This is a genomic window from Thiomicrorhabdus indica (genome assembly GCF_004293625.1).
Classification (GTDB): domain Bacteria; phylum Pseudomonadota; class Gammaproteobacteria; order Thiomicrospirales; family Thiomicrospiraceae; genus Thiomicrorhabdus; species Thiomicrorhabdus indica.
This window is the reverse complement of sequence record NZ_CP033040.1, coordinates 1,171,031-1,192,240: the sequence shown is the minus strand read 5'-3', so window position 1 is coordinate 1,192,240 and position 21,210 is coordinate 1,171,031. Positions and strand designations below refer to the sequence as shown.

The 21,210-nt window shown below is 41.1% G+C and carries 17 protein-coding genes; 8 read left to right on the top strand and 9 right to left on the bottom strand.

The annotated features are described in order from the left end of the window. Window positions 1–37: 37 nt before the first annotated feature. Together lpxK and D9T12_RS05040 are read right to left on the bottom strand one after the other, a co-directional pair. Window positions 38–1,138 carry a tetraacyldisaccharide 4'-kinase gene (gene lpxK, locus D9T12_RS05045; protein ID WP_130537154.1) on the bottom strand — a complete coding sequence of 367 codons (1,101 nt, stop codon included), beginning with the start codon at window positions 1,136–1,138 and terminating at the stop codon, window positions 38–40. Further along, complete coding sequence (locus D9T12_RS05040) at window positions 1,139–3,931, bottom strand: DNA internalization-related competence protein ComEC/Rec2 (protein ID WP_130537153.1); 2,793 nt, start codon at window positions 3,929–3,931, stop codon at window positions 1,139–1,141. 5 nt (window positions 3,932–3,936) lie between these two features. On the opposite strand from D9T12_RS05040, the gene D9T12_RS05035 reads away from it, so the two are divergent. Further along, complete coding sequence (locus tag D9T12_RS05035) at window positions 3,937–4,464, top strand: DUF2062 domain-containing protein (protein WP_130537152.1); 528 nt, start codon at window positions 3,937–3,939, stop codon at window positions 4,462–4,464. 241 nt (window positions 4,465–4,705) lie between these two features. On the opposite strand, the gene D9T12_RS05030 is transcribed toward D9T12_RS05035, so the two are convergent. Further along, window positions 4,706–7,084: a Lon protease family protein gene (locus tag D9T12_RS05030; RefSeq protein WP_130537151.1), complete on the bottom strand. Its 2,379-nt coding sequence runs from the start codon at window positions 7,082–7,084 to the stop codon at window positions 4,706–4,708. Between the two features lie 302 nt (window positions 7,085–7,386). Next, the gene (locus D9T12_RS05025) at window positions 7,387–8,610 is read right to left on the bottom strand and encodes an ammonium transporter (protein WP_130537150.1); all 1,224 of its coding nucleotides are present in this window, start codon (window positions 8,608–8,610) and stop codon (window positions 7,387–7,389) included. Window positions 8,611–8,729: 119 nt separating this feature from the next. Here D9T12_RS05025 and D9T12_RS05020 point away from each other — a divergent pair, with 119 nt between their 5' ends. After that, window positions 8,730–9,755 carry a 1-aminocyclopropane-1-carboxylate deaminase/D-cysteine desulfhydrase gene (locus D9T12_RS05020; protein WP_130537149.1) on the top strand — a complete coding sequence of 342 codons (1,026 nt, stop codon included), beginning with the start codon at window positions 8,730–8,732 and terminating at the stop codon, window positions 9,753–9,755. A gap of 40 nt (window positions 9,756–9,795) precedes the next feature. On the opposite strand, the gene D9T12_RS05015 is transcribed toward D9T12_RS05020, so the two are convergent. The 4 genes from D9T12_RS05015 to cobU all read right to left on the bottom strand — a co-directional run bounded on the left by D9T12_RS05015 (window position 9,796) and on the right by cobU (window position 13,289). Next, a complete protein-coding gene (locus tag D9T12_RS05015; protein WP_130537148.1) occupies window positions 9,796–10,719 on the bottom strand; it encodes an adenosylcobinamide-GDP ribazoletransferase in 924 nt (307 codons plus the stop codon). Window positions 10,720–10,728: 9 nt separating this feature from the next. Further along, complete coding sequence (locus tag D9T12_RS05010) at window positions 10,729–11,463, bottom strand: histidine phosphatase family protein (protein WP_130537147.1); 735 nt, start codon at window positions 11,461–11,463, stop codon at window positions 10,729–10,731. 75 nt (window positions 11,464–11,538) lie between these two features. Further along, on the bottom strand, window positions 11,539–12,702 hold the full coding sequence (locus tag D9T12_RS12490; RefSeq protein WP_130537146.1) for a nicotinate-nucleotide--dimethylbenzimidazole phosphoribosyltransferase: 1,164 nt from the start codon (window positions 12,700–12,702) through the stop codon (window positions 11,539–11,541). Between the two features lie 14 nt (window positions 12,703–12,716). After that, the gene (gene cobU, locus D9T12_RS05000; protein WP_130537145.1) at window positions 12,717–13,289 is read right to left on the bottom strand and encodes a bifunctional adenosylcobinamide kinase/adenosylcobinamide-phosphate guanylyltransferase; all 573 of its coding nucleotides are present in this window, start codon (window positions 13,287–13,289) and stop codon (window positions 12,717–12,719) included. A gap of 481 nt (window positions 13,290–13,770) precedes the next feature. On the opposite strand from cobU, the gene D9T12_RS04995 reads away from it, so the two are divergent. Together D9T12_RS04995 and D9T12_RS04990 are read left to right on the top strand one after the other, a co-directional pair. Continuing rightward, the gene (locus tag D9T12_RS04995) at window positions 13,771–14,907 is read left to right on the top strand and encodes an NAD(P)/FAD-dependent oxidoreductase (protein WP_130537144.1); all 1,137 of its coding nucleotides are present in this window, start codon (window positions 13,771–13,773) and stop codon (window positions 14,905–14,907) included. A 266-nt stretch (window positions 14,908–15,173) separates the two neighbouring features. Then, a complete protein-coding gene (locus D9T12_RS04990; protein ID WP_206199137.1) occupies window positions 15,174–15,617 on the top strand; it encodes a DsrE family protein in 444 nt (147 codons plus the stop codon). A gap of 125 nt (window positions 15,618–15,742) precedes the next feature. Here the strand turns inward: D9T12_RS04990 and D9T12_RS04985 are convergent, their stop codons facing one another. Further along, a complete protein-coding gene (locus D9T12_RS04985) occupies window positions 15,743–16,960 on the bottom strand; it encodes a hypothetical protein (protein ID WP_130537143.1) in 1,218 nt (405 codons plus the stop codon). A 215-nt stretch (window positions 16,961–17,175) separates the two neighbouring features. On the opposite strand from D9T12_RS04985, the gene D9T12_RS04980 reads away from it, so the two are divergent. From D9T12_RS04980 to D9T12_RS12400, 4 genes are all read left to right on the top strand, one after another. Continuing rightward, window positions 17,176–17,814, top strand: coding sequence for an arylesterase (locus D9T12_RS04980; RefSeq protein WP_130537142.1), 639 nt, complete (start codon window positions 17,176–17,178; stop codon window positions 17,812–17,814). Between the two features lie 308 nt (window positions 17,815–18,122). After that, the gene (locus tag D9T12_RS04975; protein WP_130537141.1) at window positions 18,123–19,691 is read left to right on the top strand and encodes a type I restriction-modification system subunit M; all 1,569 of its coding nucleotides are present in this window, start codon (window positions 18,123–18,125) and stop codon (window positions 19,689–19,691) included. Further along, complete coding sequence (locus D9T12_RS04970; RefSeq protein ID WP_130537140.1) at window positions 19,691–20,962, top strand: restriction endonuclease subunit S; 1,272 nt, start codon at window positions 19,691–19,693, stop codon at window positions 20,960–20,962. The genes D9T12_RS04975 and D9T12_RS04970 overlap by 1 nt, the downstream gene beginning before the upstream one ends. A gap of 64 nt (window positions 20,963–21,026) precedes the next feature. Continuing rightward, window positions 21,027–21,188, top strand: coding sequence for a hypothetical protein (locus tag D9T12_RS12400; protein ID WP_165395036.1), 162 nt, complete (start codon window positions 21,027–21,029; stop codon window positions 21,186–21,188). The last annotated feature ends 22 nt before the right edge of the window (window positions 21,189–21,210 follow it).

Below are 21,210 nucleotides of genomic sequence, written 5' to 3'. Positions count from 1 at the left end.
CCGTTGCCACCGAGGTGCTTGTGCCATTTTTTTAAAGCTATCTAGGTGCTTGTGCCATTTTGTTGAAAATATGCGTCAAGATTGCCGAATCAACCTCTGACTCGACCTGCAAATACCACCAGTGCTTGACTGACAATTGTTGCGCAATTGAGCGGCATTTTACCGCATCTTTCTCGGTCATTATTAACGCATTATTGATTGAATCTAAATTTGTAACCTTCTCTTTGTCTTGTCTTAAACCTGCAAAGGGTTTTAAATCCGAAAACGAATACGCATGATGATCTGCAAAGGGATGTGGTGAAACCTGCGCACCGAGTTGAACCAAGGTTTCAAAAAAGCGTTCAGGGTTGCCAATTCCTGCCATTGCATTTACAGAGTGATTTGCCAATTCATCAATGGGTAAAGTTTGTGTTTCATCCACCACATTCACCAAACGGATAGGAGTCAGTTGCATCGTCCCTATCAACTTTGGCAACAAAGCTTGTCCATCAGAACTCGTTTCTAAATTCGTTAAAATCTTCTGTTGATCCTCACCATTTACCACCAACGCATCAACCTGCTTAAGTTTTTCTACCGGTTCACGTAATGGACCGGCCGGTAAACAATGACCATTGCCAAAACCTCTCGCGCCATCGACCAAAACAATCTCACAAACACGAGACATTTGATAATGCTGCAACCCATCATCACTGATGATCCAATCGCAATCTGTTTGTTGACTTAAAAGCTCAACCGCTTGTTGGCGCTTTGGAGCAACCGCAATGGGTATATGAAATTGCTGCAACGCTCTGGCAAGCATCACCGGTTCATCGCCAACAAGGTTTGGATCACTATCAGCGTAAACTCGCTGCGGCCACTGTTTTGATTTCCCTCCGTAGCCGCGACTGACAATACCGAGTTTCAACCCTTGCATCTGTGCCGCCTTAACCAACGCGAGAATGAATGGTGTTTTTCCACTGCCCCCGACCACAATATTGCCAATCACACAAACCGGAAGACAGTCCTCTGCAACCTTAAGCCCTGAAGCTTCCTGAAATGCTAACCTCCGCCTGCTTGCAATTCGACAGACCAACTTTGAGAGTGGTTGCAGACAAAGCGTTTTCCAATTGGTTTGTGTCCAAAAATCCGGCCAACTCATTTATTCAATCTTTGTGTGAGAAAAACTGGAGTGATAATACCATTTTGTTTGTTCGATTCGATTTCGATTCAACAACTCAATGCCTTCAGGTTTTATACCAAACTGTATTGCACCACTATGTGCGGTATTCAAAACTCGCGTTGAATGCGATTCAAATCTATGTAGAACGTCTTCATGAGGAAAGTCATAACGATTTTTATATCCGGCTGAAATGATTGCAAAGGTTGGCTTTACAGCACTTAGCCAATCCTCGCCACTTGAATAACGACTGCCATGATGCCCTGCAACCAGCAATGCTTGTCTTCTCATCTCTGAATGCATTTCGGTTGTTTGGAAAGCCGTATCTTCTTCACTCAATGCTTTCAAAAGCTGGTTTTCATAACGAGTGCTTAAATCTCCCATCAACCAAACTTGCGACCGGCCGGTCGAGATTTTTAATACGCATGAAAAATCGTTATCGCTTAAATTGGGCCGTTTAAGCCATTCAGGTAAAGGGGCTACTATTTCAAATTGAATACTTTCCCAAACCCAATTTTGTCCTGCAACGCATTGAGATAAAACAGTATTTGGAAGGTTCACACCCAACTTTTCAGGCTGACCACTTAAAGCATTACCGATAGCAATTTGGGTTAATAAGGTTTGCAAACCTCCTGCATGATCATTATCAGAATGACTAATGACAAGCTGATCAATTGAATCAATGTTTCTAGAGTTTAAATAGGGAAGCACAGCAAGCTTAGCACCGTCCATTTTTTCGCCCCAATAAGCCCCTAAATCATACACAAGTACTTTGTTGTTAGTTTCAACCACCACACTTAACCCTTGGCCAACATCCAATACCGTCAGCAAAGCTTCTTGCTTCTTTGGCTTTTCATTGGGCATGAAATAATGAATGATTACAACAACACATCCAACAAATACGACTAGCCATAAAACAGCGTTCTGTACAAAACAACGTTTTTTAATGTGCTCAATATCCTCAATATGTTTCAATCGTGTTAGATAATGTCGCCAACTATTGCGTTGTTTGGTCGATAAGTGACTAAACCGTTGCGCAATTGTTTGTTTACTTTGAACCCAATTCTGCACAATATAAAACGCCACTCCATAAATAAGTAACACCCACAAGCCATCAATCGAAGGAACTTCGAACAGACTATTTGGCCACTCAGAGACCCACTCCAACCATTGCCAAAGCCACTTCAACACCCAATCCAACAAAGTCACCACAGGCCTAAAAGATTCATGCAAATGTTCTGGAAACACAAGCAAGCCAATTAAAACAATAAATAATAAAGGCATCACGATAAAAGAAATAACCGGAAGTGCTATCAGATTAGCAACAAATCCAAAACTTGGAATTGCACCAAAAAAATGGGCTAATGCAGGTACTAGAGCCAAACTTAATACAAGCTGAATCCAAAGAAATTGTTGCCATTTCGATTTATTGACTAACACGGGTAAAAAGATAAATATCCATGCAACCGCTAAAAAAGACAACCAGAAACCTTGCATTAACACCGCAGATGGCTGAAAAAAGATCACGAACCATAAGGCAACAAAAAATGCGTTCCAAACCGAAAATGGCCGCTGCCAAACCAGAAATAACAGCCCAATAATGACCATTATCCAAGCACGCTCTGTCGAAATTGAAAAACCTGATAAAAACGCGTACAGAGTGGCGCTGAGAAGCGCACCAATCTTTGCAAACAACCAAAGATCAACAACCCGAAAACGGTAGAAAATTAACTTCCAAAAAACCCAGAAAAACAACCAGCCAAATAATGCTGCTAGACCAATGTGCAATCCTGAAATTGCCATCAAATGAATAGTGCCTGTTTTGCGAAATAACTCCCAATCCTCTTGTGAAACCGTTGCACGTTCACCCAAAGTCAACGCTTCGATTACTGGAAAAAACATTGAACCTGCAAACAGATTTTGCAAATGTGTTTGTAACTGTGTTCTAGAGTTGTAAAATCCCGTGAAAAGGTTGGAATCGGCAATCGCCAAAACAGAGTTCTTACTCGAATTCATGTTCACAGGATTGAAAGCTATGAGCTCGCCTCTGTCAGCCACATCTCTTTGAAAGCGATGCCAATGATTCAAAGTTAAGCCTTTTACATAACCTTTTGCTTGAATGCCTTTGGCAAAAAGATAACGATCATAATCAAAAGCACCAGGATTCGATTGTCCTCTCGGCGCTTTCAGCTTCACGCTTAACCACACTGTCTCGCCTAATCTAGGCCAATGCTGCAAACCAAAATCTTCAGCTTGCATGTGTTGACTCAAATACCAGTTAACTTGAATCTCTGGAACTCTCAGTCCTTGATCCACATGAATCCACTTGGTTTCATCTGTAGAATTTTCAAATAACACCATCTGTTTTAGCTTCATTTGTAAACGAAGCTTTTGGCGAGATGTGCGAGTATTTTTCTGCTTCAATGAAGACATTTCTTGCCAAATAGGCAGTTCAGAAATTTGCGCTTGAATAATTACCGGCCGGTCAAATACGTCATTGGGTAATTTGATTGAAAAAAAAGCGTGCCAATAGAGATAACAGATGCCTATAATGAACCCAAGGGAAAAACTAATCATAATGCCTGTCAAAGAACCGGATAAGTAAATCGACCCTCTACCGGTTTGAGATTTTCTGGAAGTTTTCCAAGCAATAACGATTAAAAAAATCATGATGGCACTTATTGCAATCATGAGACGACTGTCTGGCAATTCTGAAAGTTCATAAAACCCACAGGTTGCCAATAGCCAAGCAATAACAAAAACTCTAAATAACATAAGCTATGCCTAAAAAACTCATAAAGCGTTATTTACCCAATGCCGAAAAAATAAAACAGACAAAAGGCATCCAATGGATGGGAGCTTGGTTGCATGACCCAAATATTTGGCATTTGCATCGCCACTCCGTTGCCAAAGCCTTCTTAATTGGCCTGTTTTGGATGTCCATCCCAATGCCATCTCAAATGGTTGCCGCAGCGTTTACAGCGATTGCCATACGCGCCAACCTAGCATTGAGTGTAGCGCTTGTATGGATTAGCAACCCCATCACCATGGGCCCTATCTTCTATTTCAACTACAAAGTAGGGACACTCATTCTTGGCCATCCAGCAGAAGAAATCCCTCATTTTGAAATAAGCTGGCAATGGATTAGCACAACCCTTGGTGATTTATGGATGCCGCTTTATCTTGGCAGTATCGTTGTCGGAACAATTCTTGGTGCGGTAAGTTATGTGTTGATCCATCTTGTTTGGCGACTCCACGTCATTGACCGCTGGAACAAGCGAAAAATACTTCGCAAAAAACCCAAATAGACATTGTGAGTATCCCACTCAAAAGCCAAGTTCTTCATTCAAAAAAACCATTTCAATAGCACAAAATACCTTAATCCAATCACTCTATGTTATCAGCCTAAACCTAATCAATCGAAAATTACTTTCAAACAAGTATCCACCAAGCATAAAAAAACCACCGGCCGGTTTCCCAGTCGGTGGTTTTTGATAACCTAACTTCAATTTGTTAGTTTTTATTATTGCAATAAAAGATTACCTGAGTTTAGGTATTTTCCTCTTTTGGATTCATACGTTCAATTTCACGCATAATCTTTTTATTGGCTTTTTTAATGGTCACACCAGTCATTAAACTTAGAGCTTCATCAATATGGTTAATCGTGTAAATATGGAACTTTTCATCCGCAATCGCTTGGCGCACTTCTGTATTCAACATTAAGTGACTCGCATTCGCTTGAGGAATAATCACACCTTGTTGCCCAGTTAAACCTCGTGTTTGACAAATTTTGTAAAACCCTTCAATTTTCTCGTTTACACCACCAATCGGTTGTATTTCACCAAACTGGTTAATCGAGCCAGTAATCGCCAAATCTTGTCGGATAGGTAAATTCCCCAACGATGATAAAAGCGCTAATAATTCAGCCGACGAAGCCGAATCACCCTCCACACCATTGTAGTTTTGCTCCATCACAATGGAACCACTAAAGCCCATCGCTTTGTCTTTCATGTAACGGCCACGCATATAACCCGACAAAATCAGCATACCTTTGGAATGGATTGGCCCAGCCATATCCACTTCGCGTTCAATATCCACAACTCCTTCGTCACCTGGGCTTGCGATGGCAGTAATACGAACCGGCTGACCAAATGACAAACGACCAACGGTTAAAACCGTCAAACCATTCACCATTCCCACATGCTCGCCTTCGGTTGAAATCAGAACTTGCTGTTCGGTAATTGCACGATGGTAATACTCTTCCATTAAGCCTGTATGGAAATCACGCTGAATAATCGCCTCTTCAATAATTTCGCGATTCACTTCATGGACATCTTTCGCTCTTGCATAAGCATTTGCCTCGGCCAAAACATCTCGCAAAATAGCTTTATTGGTGTAAATTCGATTCTCATCCTCTGCCATACGCGACGCATATTCAATCAAACGTTCATAAGCACTGACTGCAACCGGTAAATCTTCCCAATCCGCGACTTCCGCAGCCAACTGTTTTGCTAAGGTTAATTCATGTTCCGCTGTTCTCGCCAATTCCACCTCAAACTCAACCTGAACTTTAAAAATACGACTGAATTGCGCATCAATTTCTTGCAAGGCATAAAAATGCGTCGCCTGTCCAACCAACACCAATGTCAAATTAAGCGGGAAATCAGGTAAGTGATAAGGCACAACTGAACTGGATGACGGAATCTCAAAACTAATTCGCTTGCTCATCAAAGCCGCTTTTAAATGAGACCAAAGCTCCGGCTCTTTGAGTACAGATTGAATATTTAAAATCAAAAAACCGCCGTTGGCTTTTTGCAACAAACCTGCTTGATGATTCATCGCTAACGCAGTTTGATCGGTTGCAGAAACCGTAGCTGAATTAATCGTATAACCGAACAATTTAGGCATGGTCGCATTTTGCTCGTAGATCACCGGTGCATGTTGTAAACCACGATGATCAACCAACAAATTAACTTCAAAAATCGACAATCCTTGCTGCTCATTAAGAAGCTCTTCTAAGCTCGGTTGAGAACCGGATGAAGTCACTTGTTCAGCCGTCTGATCCCAGAAAAGGTGTAACTTATTAACCACTGCTTCTTGCAACTCATTCAAATAGTCACAAACCGCATCCGTTTTGCCAAACTCCATTTTGAGCGTTTTAACCAATGGCTCCAAATACTCATTGGCCACTTCAGTATTCATTTTTTTACCCGCATCTAAAAATTCATGCTGTAAAAATGGAAAATGACTCAAGGCTTTATTCAGTGCTTCTTCGACTTCATCAAATGCCTTGGTAAAATGATCTTGAACCTCTTTATCAAAGCTTTTCAACTCAGCCGTACGATAAGTTTTTCCCTCAATCAAAGCAGAAAGAACAAAACTGTTTTCTGCTTGAGCAATGTCAATGCTATTCGCCTCGGCCAGATCAAAAGCAGGCTTTAGAATTTCTTGCTGCTTCTCTGCCAATGCATTTTCCAACGCCTGAGTTTGCTGCTGATACACATGCCCATCAAACAACACCGGCAACTGGGTTTTCAACTGAGCAACAAATTCCTCAATCGCTTTTTTAAACTCATAACCATCACCGGCCGGGAAATAAAGGTATTGCGTTTTATTACTCTCTTTAAAATCCGATACCAACACCACATCTTGAACCATTGGTTTTTGCTTTGCTGCTTGTCGCAACATCGCTTTGGTCATGCCAATACGACCGACACCGGGTTCTCCCATAATAAAAATATGGTTTTGATTACGCTTCAAATGTAAACCAAAATTCAGAGACTGGTAAGCGCGCGGATGAAAATGCCGCATAAACCCTAAAACCGCCTCATCTTTTTCACTGACTTCGGGATTTTGCAATTGCGCATCAAAAGATGCATCGGAAAAACGGGTATAACGATAAAGTTGATCAGCGGATAGCTTTTGCATAGGAGGTATATGACCTTTATATGACCTTTAATAAACTCAAAGAGAAGGATTAGGGACTGTTGAAATTCATAATCAGGCGTTTGTGCCTAAACAGCGCCAAGAATACTGTAATTGCTCAGTTTTAGTTGGCAATAGTGTCAAATTAAGAGAGCTTAACAAACCTAAAAAAGTTTCTCATAAAAAAACAGCTTTTCACCTTTCAACCGGAATAACCCGCTTGCAAGATAAAAAGCCGTCTAATTAAACACTATTTATCACAAAATTTCAGGCCAAAGCCATAAAACCCGCAATACTTTTTTGATTTAACGATTGAACTCTTCTCGAGGTGGATTGGCATGAGTCTTATGAAATACCAAATCCGCCCCTTCAAACTGCTCTTCATCATCCATGCGAATCTTGGCAAAGATATTTACCAGTTTATACACCAAGAAACCACCAACGAAAGCGACAATTACTCCGAGTAATGTGCCAATAATTTGTGGCATCATAGATACGCCACCCAATCCACCTAATGCTGTCGAACCAAAAATACCGACAGCCAATGCTCCCCATAAACCACACAGTCCGTGAAGCGGCCAAACACCCAAAACATCATCCAGTTTCAGTTTGACTTGCGTCCAAGTGAAAGCTTTAACAAACAAAGCTCCAGCGACCAATCCAATCACCAATGCGCCCAATGGACTCACCACATCCGAACCGGCACAAATTGCAACCAACCCAGCTAAAGGTCCATTGTGAACAAAACCGGGATCTTTATCCGAAATAAACGTTGCTGCTAAAATGCCCCCGACCATTGCCATTAGGGAGTTCATAGCAACAAGACCTTGAATGCCTTCAACCGCTTGCGCAGACATCACATTAAACCCAAACCAGCCGACAGATAGAATCCAAGCACCTAACGCTAAAAATGGAATACTTGAAGGAGGATAAATAGAACGAATTCGACCATCAGCTCCGTAACGATTATGGCGTGCGCCTAAAACAAGAATCGCTGCCAAGGCAATCCAACCACCGACCCCATGCACAACGACTGAGCCGGCAAAATCATGAAAACCGGCACCAAAACGCTCTTCCAACCAACCTTGAATACCAAAGTTACCATTCCAAGCAATCCCTTCAAACAAAGGGTATACAAACGCGACAGTCAAAAATGTTGCCGCCAGAATGGGGTAAAAACGAGCACGTTCAGCAATCCCACCAGAAACAATCGCTGGGATCGCTGCCGCAAAAGTCATTAAGAAAAAGAATTTCACCAGCTCATAACCAGATTTTTCGGTCATCGCCTGCGTTAGTTGGCCATCCAGATTAAAACCAAGAAAAACACCATAAGCCACACCATATCCCACAAAGAAATAAGCAACGGTTGAAACCCCTAAATCGCTCATAATTTTGACAAGTGCATTGACTTGGTTTTTATGTTGCACCGTTCCCACTTCCAAAAAAGCAAACCCAGCGTGCATAAATAGCACTAGAATAGCTCCCAACAGAATAAAGAGCACATCTAAGCTAGTGGTTAGTTGTTCCATTTGAACACTCCCTTATCATTGTAATTTTCGTGGGTATTTTAGCAAAATACGCCATTCTGGCCGCTAGAAACCGAGCTGAAGACCCAAAATTGCTTTATGCAATGTCAAAATTTTTATTTATGAAAAAACAACCAACTCCACTTGATCCGTCTGACAACTTGCTTACGCCAAAAATAACACCCTGCGTTCAATTGACCCACCCTCTCTTCGACAAGTACAAGGTACAAGTTTGGGTCAAACTCGATTATCTGAATCATCCAGAAATTCAAGGCAACAAACTCCACAAATTGAAATACAACCTTTTAGATGCAGTTGAGCGAGGTGCTGAACAATTAATCACCTTTGGTGGTGCTTACTCAAATCATATTGCTGCCACCGCTGCCGCAGCCAATGAAATTGGTTTACCAGTAACGGGAGTCATTCGAGGACAAGAATTAGAACAGCATCCTGAAAAATGGAGTCACACACTAAAACATGCCCAACAAAATGGTATGCAGTTTTTGTTTATTAACAGAAAAAACTACCGCTTAAAAAAGCAAGCACCGCAAGTCATCCAGTGGTTAAAACAACACCCCAAAAGTTTTGTCATTCCTGAAGGAGGATCAAATGATTTAGCGATCAAAGGGTTTGACGAAATGTGCGCGCAAATCACTCAACAAATGCCAGACTGGACACACCTTTATTGCCCCGTTGGAACTGGCGGAACCCTAGCCGGTTTAATCGCAAACTGCCGACACCCGAAAAACATACAAATTTCACCGGCCGGTCAAAAACGATTACCAACAGTGCTCAAAAATATCATCGGAATTGCGGTTTTAAACGAAGCAGACTACCTTAGAAAAGACATTCAATCATGGATAGAAACATTTGAAAACAAAAGAGAAAATAAAATTGAAAATAACAAAAAAATAAAAATTGATTGGCAACTTATTACCGATGCCGCAGGCGGCGGTTACGGCAAAACCCCGAACTATTTAAAAAGCTTTCAAAAACGTTTTGAACAAACTTTTAACCTTCCACTTGACCCAATCTACACCGCCAAACTGTTTCATGGGATCTACAAACAAATCGTTCAAAAAAAGTTACCGGCCGGTAGCAAAGTGCTTGTTTTACACACAGGTGGACTGCAAGGAAATGAAAAATAAAAATAAAAATCAAATTATTCAAATAGTTAAAACACAAATCTTAAATAAAAATTAACAATAAAAGTAGCAATATTAATCCAACAGTTTCTGACACTTCAATTTGCGCACCAACCATATCGCCATTAATACCACCAATTAAATTTTCACTCTGTTTTCTTAACCAAAGCATTTGCATACCAAAAATCAACAATGCTCCGACTGTCAGAAAAATCGTCACCAATAAAATTATTGAACTGGAACAGTTCATTTGTGAAATTTGCGGACAAAATAATTCTGCTACCAAGCCATACAAAGCAATCAACATTACAAAGGTAAGTAAAGCCGCACTCAATCGATACATGCGATTACTGGTTTTACTTAGATTACCGCTCGACCAATAATGAAATAATTTTCGGTGGTACGCTGTTTGCCCGGCATATCGACTCAACGCCATCAAGCGCCATGCAGTAAAACGCGCAAATGCTGGAATAAGAAGAATTAAAATAAAAACACCCGCAAAAACTGTCGGTGTTAGTCCAGTGTCAATTCTGGAAAACTCAGTCAAAAGATGGGTAATTAATTGCCATTTAATCAGAATCATCAAAACCAATGTGGTCACACCACCCGTGCCCAGACGGCTATCCTTCATGATGTTTAACGCTCGTTCTGTTGAACCCAAGCTGCCCATCCATGCGTCTCCAACATCAGCGAGACCATCCAAATGAAGCCCTTTGGAAAAAGCGATCCAAATCACTAAAATAAAGACCGCTAGAACACCGGCCGGTACACCTTGCATTGCGAGCCATAAAGCAATGGAAAAACTGACAGCAAGACCACCGCCTAAAATTAATCCAATCACTGGAGACCAAACCATAGACGCTGCCATTTCACGAACTGTAACCGATTGAAAATTGGGCGTAGGAAGTTGGCTAAAAAATTGCAAGCTTAGCCAAAATGTTTTTTTGGAGGATGTCTTAAAAATCATACAATCCGCTTACAACTCACCTGACAAATTGGTATCGTCATTTTCTATCTGTCCAGGAGTTAAAGAAACCAGCCTAACAAACGGTTCTATCACACCAATAGGTTCACCATAATCATCTAGTTTCTGATCTGCCATAACCTCCAGAGTCATAATCGAGTTGTACCCTAATTGAAGATGAAAAGTTTGTTCAATTGGCGCTCCGGTCACTTTTGAAAATATCCAACGTATCGGACCACCATGAGTCACCACAACCACTTCAATAAACCGATTGGAATGCTCAATTCCCTCCTTTAACACTTGTTGTAGCAACAAGTTCCAAGCTTTAAACATTCGCTCTTTAAATTGAGCAAAGCTCTCTGCTTGTAAAGGTGTATATTCAAATGGGGATTCCAAATAAGCTTCCAAATCTGAAGGAAACTCAGCTTGTGCAAGCGGATAACTCAAACCATCGAGCACACCGAAATCTCTTTCCTGCCAATAAGATGCAATTTTTTTTGCATCGGGTAATGATTTCAAATGTGGGTAAAGGGATTGCAACGCATTTTTAAGCTGCTGACAACGGTTAGCAGGAGAACTTAAAATGTAGCTTGCCTCCTGAAAATTATCGCCATTCGACATAACCTTCAAAGCGTTATGTAACCCTCCTTGCAAGCCTCTTTCGCTCAAATCAGAATTGCAGCGCCCTCTGAGAAATGCGTTATCTTCACACTGACCATGCCGAAAAAAATGAAGTCGAACCATCATAATTAAGTCCCTATAAATAAAAACTTGTCAGCAAAGTCGTTGTCTTCTCAAAAACAAATTTGCATCAAAGACGAGTTACGAAATTTGAGAAACGCCAGCTTGTTCAAATGTTGCCATTTGATTATGCAAAGCACAGGCTTGTTGCAATAGAGGAATCGTCAACGCAGCACCCGATGCCTCGCCCAAACGCATCTCAAAGTTAAGCATCGGCTCAACCCCTAAGGCTTCTAGTATAACTTCATGCGCCGGTTCAACTGATTTATGCGAGAAAAAACACCAATCGACCAAACGAGGGCAAGACCCACAGGTACAGAACAATGTCTCCGGCATAGAATATTTTCCTAAATCCCAAAGCTTTTCAACAGACATACAATTGAACAACTGATCATTACGACTCACAAAGTCCCCAATCCAAGCCGCAACTGAGGAGATAACACCGTCAATCACCATAGGCAATCCAAGTTGCGCACAACGAATATAAGCGCCCGTCATCGAAGCGATTTCAAGCCCTCCAAGATATTGCAAAGCTTTCAGAGGTGACGTTAAATTTGGTTCATGCAAAGCAATTGCCTGTTCAATAATTTCCGTTTTTTGCTTCTTCTGACGAAAACTGATGCCCGTACCTTCACCAACCACTTCATGAACAGGCTTACCACTCAAAACTGCTGTTAAAGCAGCAGCAGAAGTCGTGTTACCAATCCCCATTTCACCGGCTATAAACAAATCTGCTTTGGCATCAAAAGCCCTTTGGGCGGTTTGCATTCCAACCTGAATCGCCTCCAAACATTGCTCAGATGTCATAGCAGGATGGTGTAAAAAGTTTTGCGTACCTGAAGCAACTCGAGCAGACACCATATGCTCAAGTGGCGCTAAATCTTCGAGCACCCCTACATCAATCACTTCGAATTTTGCATGAGAAAAATTCGCTAACACACTCACCGCCGCACCACCTCGACTGAAATTTTTCACCATTTCCTGAGTCACAACTTGTGGATACGCTGACACGCCTTCAACAGCAATGCCATGATCAGCGGCAAACACCGAGACCCAAGGTTTTTTTATGTCTGGGTGCGCAGTTTTTTGGCAACTCGCCAGTCGCAATGCCATCTCTTCCAGCCGACCTAATGCCCTTTCTGGTTTCGTCAGTTGCTGTTGATGCAAATAGGCCGCGCTTAACGCCTCTTCATCTAACGCCTGATTCGCGCAAAATAATGCTTCTATCTTCAATGAACTATTCACTCAAATTCCTTTTTTTACTTCAAAGGGGATTTTAAAGACATCGGTAAACCCGCTGTCACGAAAGTTACAGCCTCCACTTGCGCTGCAATCGCTTGATGAAGCCGTCCAATCTCATCGACAAATTCACGACTGAGTTTTCCCATTGGCACAACGCCCAATCCCACTTCATTACTCACCAAAACCACAGGGCATCTCAAGTGTTTTAATGTTTGCAACAACTGCTCTGTTTGCTGTTTTCGACAATCGGCTTCAATGATATTGAGCATCCATAAGGTTAAACAATCGACAATGACCGCAACAGGAGCATCCAAAATAGATTCGTTATGTATCATTTGTTCTTGCGAGAGGTCTACGCAGACACTTTTTAACGCTTCCGCCAAATAAATAGGCTCTTCAATCGTTTCCCAATCCACCGGCCGGTAAGATTTATGATGCTCGACACGCTTTAACATCTCAGCATCATTTCTATGATTGGAGGTCGCAATATAAACAACACGACCACCTGAAATTTTTTGCCAATCTAACAACATTGACTCTGCAAATGCACTTTTTCCAGAACGAGCACCGCCTAGAACTAAGTGTTTCATCTCAGCCTGCAATTGAATATCTCTTATTTGTGTAACCACTTTGACCAACGCGCCCTCTTAATCATAACTTTTTGGCAAAATTACTCTTCATCGCCTAACTAGTCGATTCTGAATAACTAGAAAAGCAGAATCTGCATTATTCTAGACGGCTTCATAGGCAATTTGCAGCAATGCCACTAAAAAACCAATAAACAATTGAAAGCTCAATAAAAAGGCCTAGGAAGTTAATTACAGTTAAGACATGCATCCGAAAAATTGCTGACAATGTCACGCATGAATTTTGAGAGTCCAAAGCTTCAAGGTCATTCAAAACCTAAAAAACCTCTGTAAGAAACCTCTGATTCAATAATAGGTTCCCTAAACTAAAGACAATTTTATCTGCCGCAATAAAAAACTTCATTGCAAGTTTGTGGGTGCTAAGCTGGCTTTTAAATAGATAACACTTATACTTGCATCACTAACTTTTATAAAAGGATTCATCATGAAAGTCACTGTTCTAGGCGCTGGGTTTGCAGCGTTGACCGCCATAAAAAACCTTCGTAAAGAATCGCATAGTGTTGAAATCACTGTGATTGCGCCCAAAGATGAGCTTGTCTATCTACCGAGTTTGATTTGGCTCCCTTCGGGTCTCCGTAAAGCAGATGATTTACGCGTCGACCTGAAGAATTTCTTTAAAAAAATGAAAGTCAATTTCATTGCTGGACAAGTTGAAGGCGTCAGCGATGGAGGTCGTAAAGTTCAAACCTCCTCCGGTATGGTTGAAAATGATGCCTTAATCATTGCCAGTGGAGGCCGTTTTATTAAAAAATTACCAGGTATTGAGCACATCATCACGCCTTGTGAAGGGATTGCCGCCGGTGAAAAAATTCGAGAAAAATTGCAATCCATGGACGGTGGAACCATTGCCATCGGCTTTGGCGGTAATCCAAAAGAGCCTTCTGCCATGCGTGGTGGCCCTATGTTTGAATTTCTGTTTGGTATCGATAACTTGCTACGTAAACAAGGCCGTCGTAATAAATTCGATTTAGTATTCTTCAACCCTGCACCAGAACCGGGAAAACGTTTGGGAGCAAAAGTTCCTGAAAAACTAACTGAAATGATGACTAAAAAGGGAATCCAAACCAAACTCGGCCATAAAATGAAAGGATTTACTGAAAACTCAGTAATAACCGAAGGCGAAGAATTTCAATCCGACCTAACGCTATTTATGCCGGGAATGACAGGGCCAGCATGGTTGCCAAATACAGAGTTCCCGATTTCTGAAGGCGGCATGATTAAAGCCGATTTACAAGGTAGAGTCGAAGGATTTGAACACGTCTATGTTGCAGGCGATGCAGGCTCATTTCCTGGCCCTGACTGGCAAGCAAAACAAGCACATGCCGCAGATATTCAAGCCAAAGTCGCTGCCATTAATGCGGTTCGATTGTTAAAAAATCCAAGTGCGCAGGACTCTGAATTAGAAGAAATTTTCCATGAATTAATTTGTATTGTGGACACGCTTAAGCATGGAATTCTAATTAAACGAACAGAAAAAAGTACCACCCTCTTGCCTCCTTGTCGTTTATTGCATTATGCAAAACGTTTTTTTGAAGGCTGGTATCTTCGTCAATATCGCTAGCACCCTCCCAAAACAGTCAAAGCCAGCCATTGCACAATGCGATTCACTTAGTGGCAATCTTTATTCTTAAGTCATCGGCATTGTGCAACACACCAACATTTTCATCTTATTAAAATCATCCCAAACATACCTTCACCACAGGGTATAAATTTTATTTATCCATTCTCATAATAAAATTACCCTCTACATTCATAACTTTTTCTTATAGAGTATTATTCGTCACTTAAATAAACACTTTAATACAATATTATTTGTAAGGAATTAAAATGAAAGCAATTTTGAAAAAAGCAGTTTTGGGTTCTATGTTGGTTGGTGCATTGGGAATGAATCAAGCTTATGCAGACAATATGGCTGAAGGATTAAACGTTGTGGTGACTTCTGACAGCCACCAAACACAGCTAATGGCAATGGTACTTTCAACACAAACACTGAAAAAGCATGGTAAGAAAGTTCACATGACTCTATGTGGACCGGCCGGTGATTTAGCGCTAAAAACAACTGAAACACCAAAATTGAAGCCAAAAAATGTCTCTCCAAGCATGATGTTGAAAAAAATCATGGGAATGGGCGCAAAAGTGGAAGTTTGTCCACTTTATCTGCCAAACGCGGGGAAAACACCTGAAGATCTAATTGATGGTATTCAGGTTGCTAAACCTGCAAATGTCGCCGCAGGACTTCTGAATAAAAACTTCCAAAACCTAAGCTACTAATTTATAGCAGGAAGTTTCAAATCAAAAAGGGTTTGCAACCTTAAAGCAAACCCTTTTTCACCTCTCAACCTAATCTAGAAATCTGATCTAGATTAATGTTCGAATGAAACTTTCTGACAATTACCTTAAATCACCAAGTCAATTTGTTGAACAGAACCCACTCCGCCATCCTCTTTCAAAAATACCGAAGACGCTCGTATCTGAGCCTGCGCGTTATTTTGATCATCTTTATAAGTAAACTCACTCTCAACATTCTGTAACGCTATTGCCCCAACATTTAATTCCAACAACCCGTCTAAATGTTGCAAGCCATTACTATCTTGGTGCCATAACTTTAATTGCGCAAAGACCGAATCATTTTCATCAATCCAACCGTTACCGTCTTCATCATAAGCGGCTAAGTCCTGAAAACCATTGCCTGATTCTGGGCCAAACAATTCAGACCCATTATCAATTATTCCATTGCCATTTTTGTCTAGCGCAAGAAAACCCGAACCTTCTTTAACAAAGTTAATCGAATCTTTCTCACCATCAGAGTCCAAATCAAAATCGATTTTATCTAAAGTCAGTTGTGCATTCTGACCACCAAAATTCACCACAAGCGGATCTGTCACAACCAACCCTTTTGACATTTCAAAGCTTGCTTGAGTCTGAAACTCTCGGCTCACGCTGGAAGAAAAATCAAATGAAATCTGCCGTCCATCTTCTGTGGAAACTTGGCCGCTGGCAGCAAAATTCATCTTTTCTTGTTCTAAATACTGGCTATTCCGATAAATGCGTTCGCCGTCGACACCTTCAAAATTCGCTTGCCCAACCTTTCCTGTTTGAACAAACAAACTCCTACCATCAAAAGTCCGAAAAGAAGACTCTCCTCTTGATTGTTCCGGTTCTCCACGCTCATATCCATAAATTTGCAAACGATAAGACTGTCCTGTCAAACGTTCCATCATATTCTCAATCACTTCGACCATTTTCAGTAAATGTTCTGGCATTGGCGTGGTTTGCTGATCAACATTTTGGGTTTGTAAATTTGGCGCAACAAACCGATTCCAAGCCCCCTCTAATGAATTTGAAAACCAAACAACTCGGTTTGAATTTTGAGTGGGTGAATAGGATTCGGCAAACTTATCGGCAAGTTTGGATTGATGACTGGATTGAAAGTCTCTTGAACCATTGGCACCAACAGAATGGGTTTGCACGTTTGACGTTTGCGTTAAAGCGTGTTCGCCTTGTCGGGATACAAGCTGACCTCCCAAATATTTTTCAGAACCTTGGGAAAGCTCACTGCGTTGATGAAATTGAGTTTGAGAGCTCAATTGTAAATTCTGGTCTAAAATTTTCATAATTCACTCCTTAGAAAAACGGGAGTGATGGGTATTATATTTTACAGGCTAATGCTTATTGCTTGCCTTCTCCACCACATGTTCAAGCATTGATCACTTAAACGTTTCCCTTGTGGAGTCGGTTGACGGTCAATTTGTATCAGTGCTTTACACACCTATTAACTCTATTCAACAATACATTTATCGGCTAGACTTCTGAAACTTAAGGAGAATTTATGTCATATTTTCAAAACATAAAAAGTTTGCAGCACAAAAGCTATCTAGTCTTAGTTTTAGTGCTGGGTTTATTACTGAGCGCCTGTAGCAACCCTGAACTCCAACCTTTGGAAGCTGACGACAAAATTCTTGCCTTTGGTGACAGTCTAACCGCTGGTTACGGTGTTAAGAAAACACACAGCTATCCTGCAGTTTTAAGTCAAATACTTAACCGGCCGGTCATCAATGCAGGCATTTCAGGAGAAACAACCGCTGAAGGCTTACAACGATTTGCAGAAGTATTAAATGAACACTCGCCCAAATTAGTCATCCTCATGGAAGGTGGTAACGACTTTTTACGAAATATACCGGCCGGTAAAACTCTTGAAAACCTCAGATTAATGATATTAGAAGCCAAAAGCAGAAATATTGACGTGCTCTTGGTTGGTGTGCCACCCAAAAAACTCTTTGCCGGTTCACATGAAATTTTCGACACACTTGCCGACGAATTCAAAATTCCACTGGAAGATGAAATTATTCCAAGCCTCCTTCTACGCCCATCCATGAAATCCGACTATGTGCACTTTAACGAAAACGGCTACAGACTGCTCGCACAAACACTTGCAGAAAAAATGAAAGACTTTGGAGCGATTGATTAAAGTGATTAAATTGAATTAGAGTCACACTGACAAACAACAGTCGCGAACAGCAACTCACTTTTATTAATTCAAGTAATTTGCACGACTACGACTGATGCAAGTTCGCACACAAAACCAGAACCAAAAACCTAAAAAATCAATACAGAATTCTATATTTTGTCTATTCGCTATCCATCCAATATCCATCCAATATCCATTCAATCTCCACCTGCTAACCACCGGCTTAAGATCGTCAAAACCGCCTCTCAAACGCTTTATTATGCTAATATTTCGCGCTTAATTATCTATGCTAGAGAAAGTTTTCAAGAATGTCAGAAGAAATGAAGAAGCTGTTAGAACAGCAGCTATGGGGAATTGCCAACGATCTACGCGGCAAAATGAATGCCGATGAGTTCCGTGATTACATTCTTGGGTTTATCTTCTACAAATACCTTTCTGAGAAGCTCTGCCTCTACGCGAATAGTCTGGATGAAGATTTGGATTATGCATCGGTGGATGAAACCACTGAAGAAGGCCAAGAAGTGGTTGAAGCGGTGGCTGAAGAAGCGATTGAAAAACTCGGTTATATGCTTAAACCGTCAGAACTCTTTTCGACCATTGCCAGAAAAGGTTCATCCAAAGAAGGCGAAACCGCCGATAACTTTATCTTGGGTGATCTGCAAACCATTCTGCGTAATATTGAACACTCCACCATGGGCACGGAATCCGAAGACGATTTTGATCACCTGTTTGAAGACCTTGATCTCAACTCGACCAAGCTGGGTAAAACCGAAAAGCAAAAGAATGAACTGGTTGCCAAAATCCTATCGCGTTTGAATAAAATTGATTTCATGTTAGAGGACCGTGATGCCGATGTATTGGGCGATTCTTACGAATATCTGATTGCACAATTTGCATCAGGGGCCGGTAAAAAAGCCGGCGAATTTTATACCCCCGCTCAAGCCGCGACCATCTTGAGCCGTATTGTTACCGAAGGCAAAACGCACCTAAAATCCGTTTACGATCCAACCTGTGGTTCGGGTTCCTTGCTGTTGCGCGTGGCGAAAGAAGTCAAAGAAGTCGGGCATTTCTATGGTCAAGAGCTGAACCGTACCACCTACAACTTGGCTCGTATGAATATGATTCTGCATAATGTGAACTACAAACAGTTCGACATTAAGCAAGACGATACCTTGGAGCATCCACAACACTCCGATAAACGTTTTGAAGCCATCGTCGCCAATCCACCATTTTCTGCTCACTGGTCAGCCAATCCACTGTTTTTAAGCGATGACCGTTTTTCGCAATACGGCAAACTGGCACCAAAAACCAAAGCGGATTTTGCGTTTGTACAGCACATGGTTCACCACTTGGACGATAACGGCGTCATGGCTGTTGTACTGCCGCACGGCGTCTTATTCCGTGGTGCCGCAGAAGGCCATATTCGCCAATACCTGATTGAAGACCGCAACTATCTCGATGCAGTCATTGGTTTGCCTGCCAATATCTTTTATGGCACCTCTATTCCAACCTGCGTATTGGTGTTTAAAAAATGCCGTACGAATCCTGATGACATACTGTTTATTGATGCCTCGAATGACTTTGAAAAAGGCAAAAACCAAAACCGCCTTTTGCCAGAGCATATCGACAAGATTATCAACACCTACTCCAAGCGCGAGGAAATCGAAAAATACAGTCATGTCGCACCACTAAGCGAAGTCAAAGAAAACGACTGGAACCTGAATATTCCGCGCTATGTCGATACCTTTGAGGAAGAAGAACCGATTGACCTGCAAGCCGTCACCGAGCAAATCAAAACCATTGATTTAGAAATGAAACAAACCGATGCCGTTATTGCTGACTTCTGCCAACAATTAGGCATTCAGGAGCCGTTTTAATGAGTGATTTGAAATGTGTGCCTGAATCGAAGACTGCGCGTAGCGTAGCGGAGCCAGAACTGAGATTTCCTGAGTTTAATGACTCTTTGCAAAGAGTTAAGCTAGGTTTGTTAACGACTAAGATCAGCGATGGTATTCACAGTACCCCCATTTATGATGAACAGGGTGATTATTTTTTTGTGAATGGAAATAATCTAATTAATGGCAGAATTGCAATTGATGAAAAAACTAAAAGGGTAAACGAGGCCGAGTTCCAAAAGCATCAAAGAGAGTTACATAACAATACGATATTGCTGTCAATAAACGGCACTATTGGAAATATGGCGTTTTTTAGAGGTGAAAAAATTGTCCTCGGCAAAAGTGCTTGTTATATAAATGTTGACCCTGAAAAATCAGAAAAAAGATTTGTTTCAAACTACATTCAAACTACTCATGTAAGAAAGTTTTTTAATGGACAACTAACTGGTTCAACTATTAAAAACTTATCGCTGTATACAGTAAAGTCCTTGCCCGTCTTTATACCAAAAATTGAAGAACAACAAAAAATCGCGGACTTCCTTTCTTCGGTCGATCAAAAAATCGAACAGCTCACCGAAAAACACCGTCTGCTCACCGACTACAAAAAAGGCGTCATGCAACAACTCTTCACCCAGCAAACCCGCTTCAAAGACGACCAAGGCAACGACTACCCTGAGTGGGGTTTTGTAAAGCTAAATTCAGTGACGTCTTTAATTACCAAAGGAACAACACCGACAAGTATTGGGCATATCTTTCAAGTTGAGGGAATTAATTTTATTAAAGCTGAAAGTTTGGCTAATCACAGAGTTGATAATAGTAAAACAGCAAAGATTTCAGCCAAATGTGATGACGCTATGAAGCGTTCAAGGTTGATGGAAAATGATATTGTGTTTTCGATTGCAGGGACTTTAGGTCGAACTGCGATTATTACTTCTAATGACTTACCAGCTAACACTAATCAAGCTATCGCGATAATTCGACTTGCCGATAAACGCCATGTTCCTTTCATTCATCTATCATTAAATTTATCTGAAATATCAAAATATATTCGCCAAGTTTTATCTGTTGGAGCACAGCCCAACTTAAACCTTCAACAAGTTGGTGAGATTAAAATAAAACTACCTTGTATAGAAGAACAACAAAAAATCGCCGATTTCCTAACCGCAATTGACCAAAAAATCCAACAAACCCAAACCACTCTAAACCAAACCCAAGCCTTTAAAAAAGGCTTATTGCAGAAGATGTTTGTTTAGATAAATGAGTTAACAATTTATTTAACTCGTTCCCACGTTCTACCTGGGAATGCAAACTTGCAGTGTGACAAGTTCCGCTCTTAAACAAGATGTAGGAGCGAGAAAATGTCATGAAAAAACGCTTAAATACAGCTTAATTCGCTTTATTCCTCATGTTCGCCGTGAAGAGTTGTCAATATCGGTGGTAGGCCAGTGCGTGCAAACCGGTGAATTGGCTTTATGTTAATTGGGTCCTTTGCAAAATAGTG

Bases quoted from the DNA above. Each gene is read 5' to 3' on its own strand.
- D9T12_RS05025 (WP_130537150.1), bottom strand. From the start codon at position 8,610: ATGGAACAACTAACCACTAGCTTAGATGTGCTCTTTATTCTGTTGGGA.
- D9T12_RS05015 (WP_130537148.1), bottom strand. From the start codon at position 10,719: ATGATTTTTAAGACATCCTCCAAAAAAACATTTTGGCTAAGCTTGCAA.
- D9T12_RS05030 (WP_130537151.1), bottom strand. From the start codon at position 7,084: ATGCAAAAGCTATCCGCTGATCAACTTTATCGTTATACCCGTTTTTCC.
- D9T12_RS04990 (WP_206199137.1), top strand. From the start codon at position 15,174: ATGAAAGCAATTTTGAAAAAAGCAGTTTTGGGTTCTATGTTGGTTGGT.
- D9T12_RS04975 (WP_130537141.1), top strand. From the start codon at position 18,123: ATGTCAGAAGAAATGAAGAAGCTGTTAGAACAGCAGCTATGGGGAATT.
- D9T12_RS05010 (WP_130537147.1), bottom strand. From the start codon at position 11,463: ATGATGGTTCGACTTCATTTTTTTCGGCATGGTCAGTGTGAAGATAAC.
- D9T12_RS05040 (WP_130537153.1), bottom strand. From the start codon at position 3,931: ATGTTATTTAGAGTTTTTGTTATTGCTTGGCTATTGGCAACCTGTGGG.
- D9T12_RS04970 (WP_130537140.1), top strand. From the start codon at position 19,691: ATGAGTGATTTGAAATGTGTGCCTGAATCGAAGACTGCGCGTAGCGTA.
- lpxK (WP_130537154.1), bottom strand. From the start codon at position 1,138: ATGAGTTGGCCGGATTTTTGGACACAAACCAATTGGAAAACGCTTTGT.
- D9T12_RS05020 (WP_130537149.1), top strand. From the start codon at position 8,730: ATGAAAAAACAACCAACTCCACTTGATCCGTCTGACAACTTGCTTACG.
- D9T12_RS04985 (WP_130537143.1), bottom strand. From the start codon at position 16,960: ATGAAAATTTTAGACCAGAATTTACAATTGAGCTCTCAAACTCAATTT.
- D9T12_RS04980 (WP_130537142.1), top strand. From the start codon at position 17,176: ATGTCATATTTTCAAAACATAAAAAGTTTGCAGCACAAAAGCTATCTA.
- cobU (WP_130537145.1), bottom strand. From the start codon at position 13,289: ATGAAACACTTAGTTCTAGGCGGTGCTCGTTCTGGAAAAAGTGCATTT.
- D9T12_RS05035 (WP_130537152.1), top strand. From the start codon at position 3,937: ATGCCTAAAAAACTCATAAAGCGTTATTTACCCAATGCCGAAAAAATA.
- D9T12_RS04995 (WP_130537144.1), top strand. From the start codon at position 13,771: ATGAAAGTCACTGTTCTAGGCGCTGGGTTTGCAGCGTTGACCGCCATA.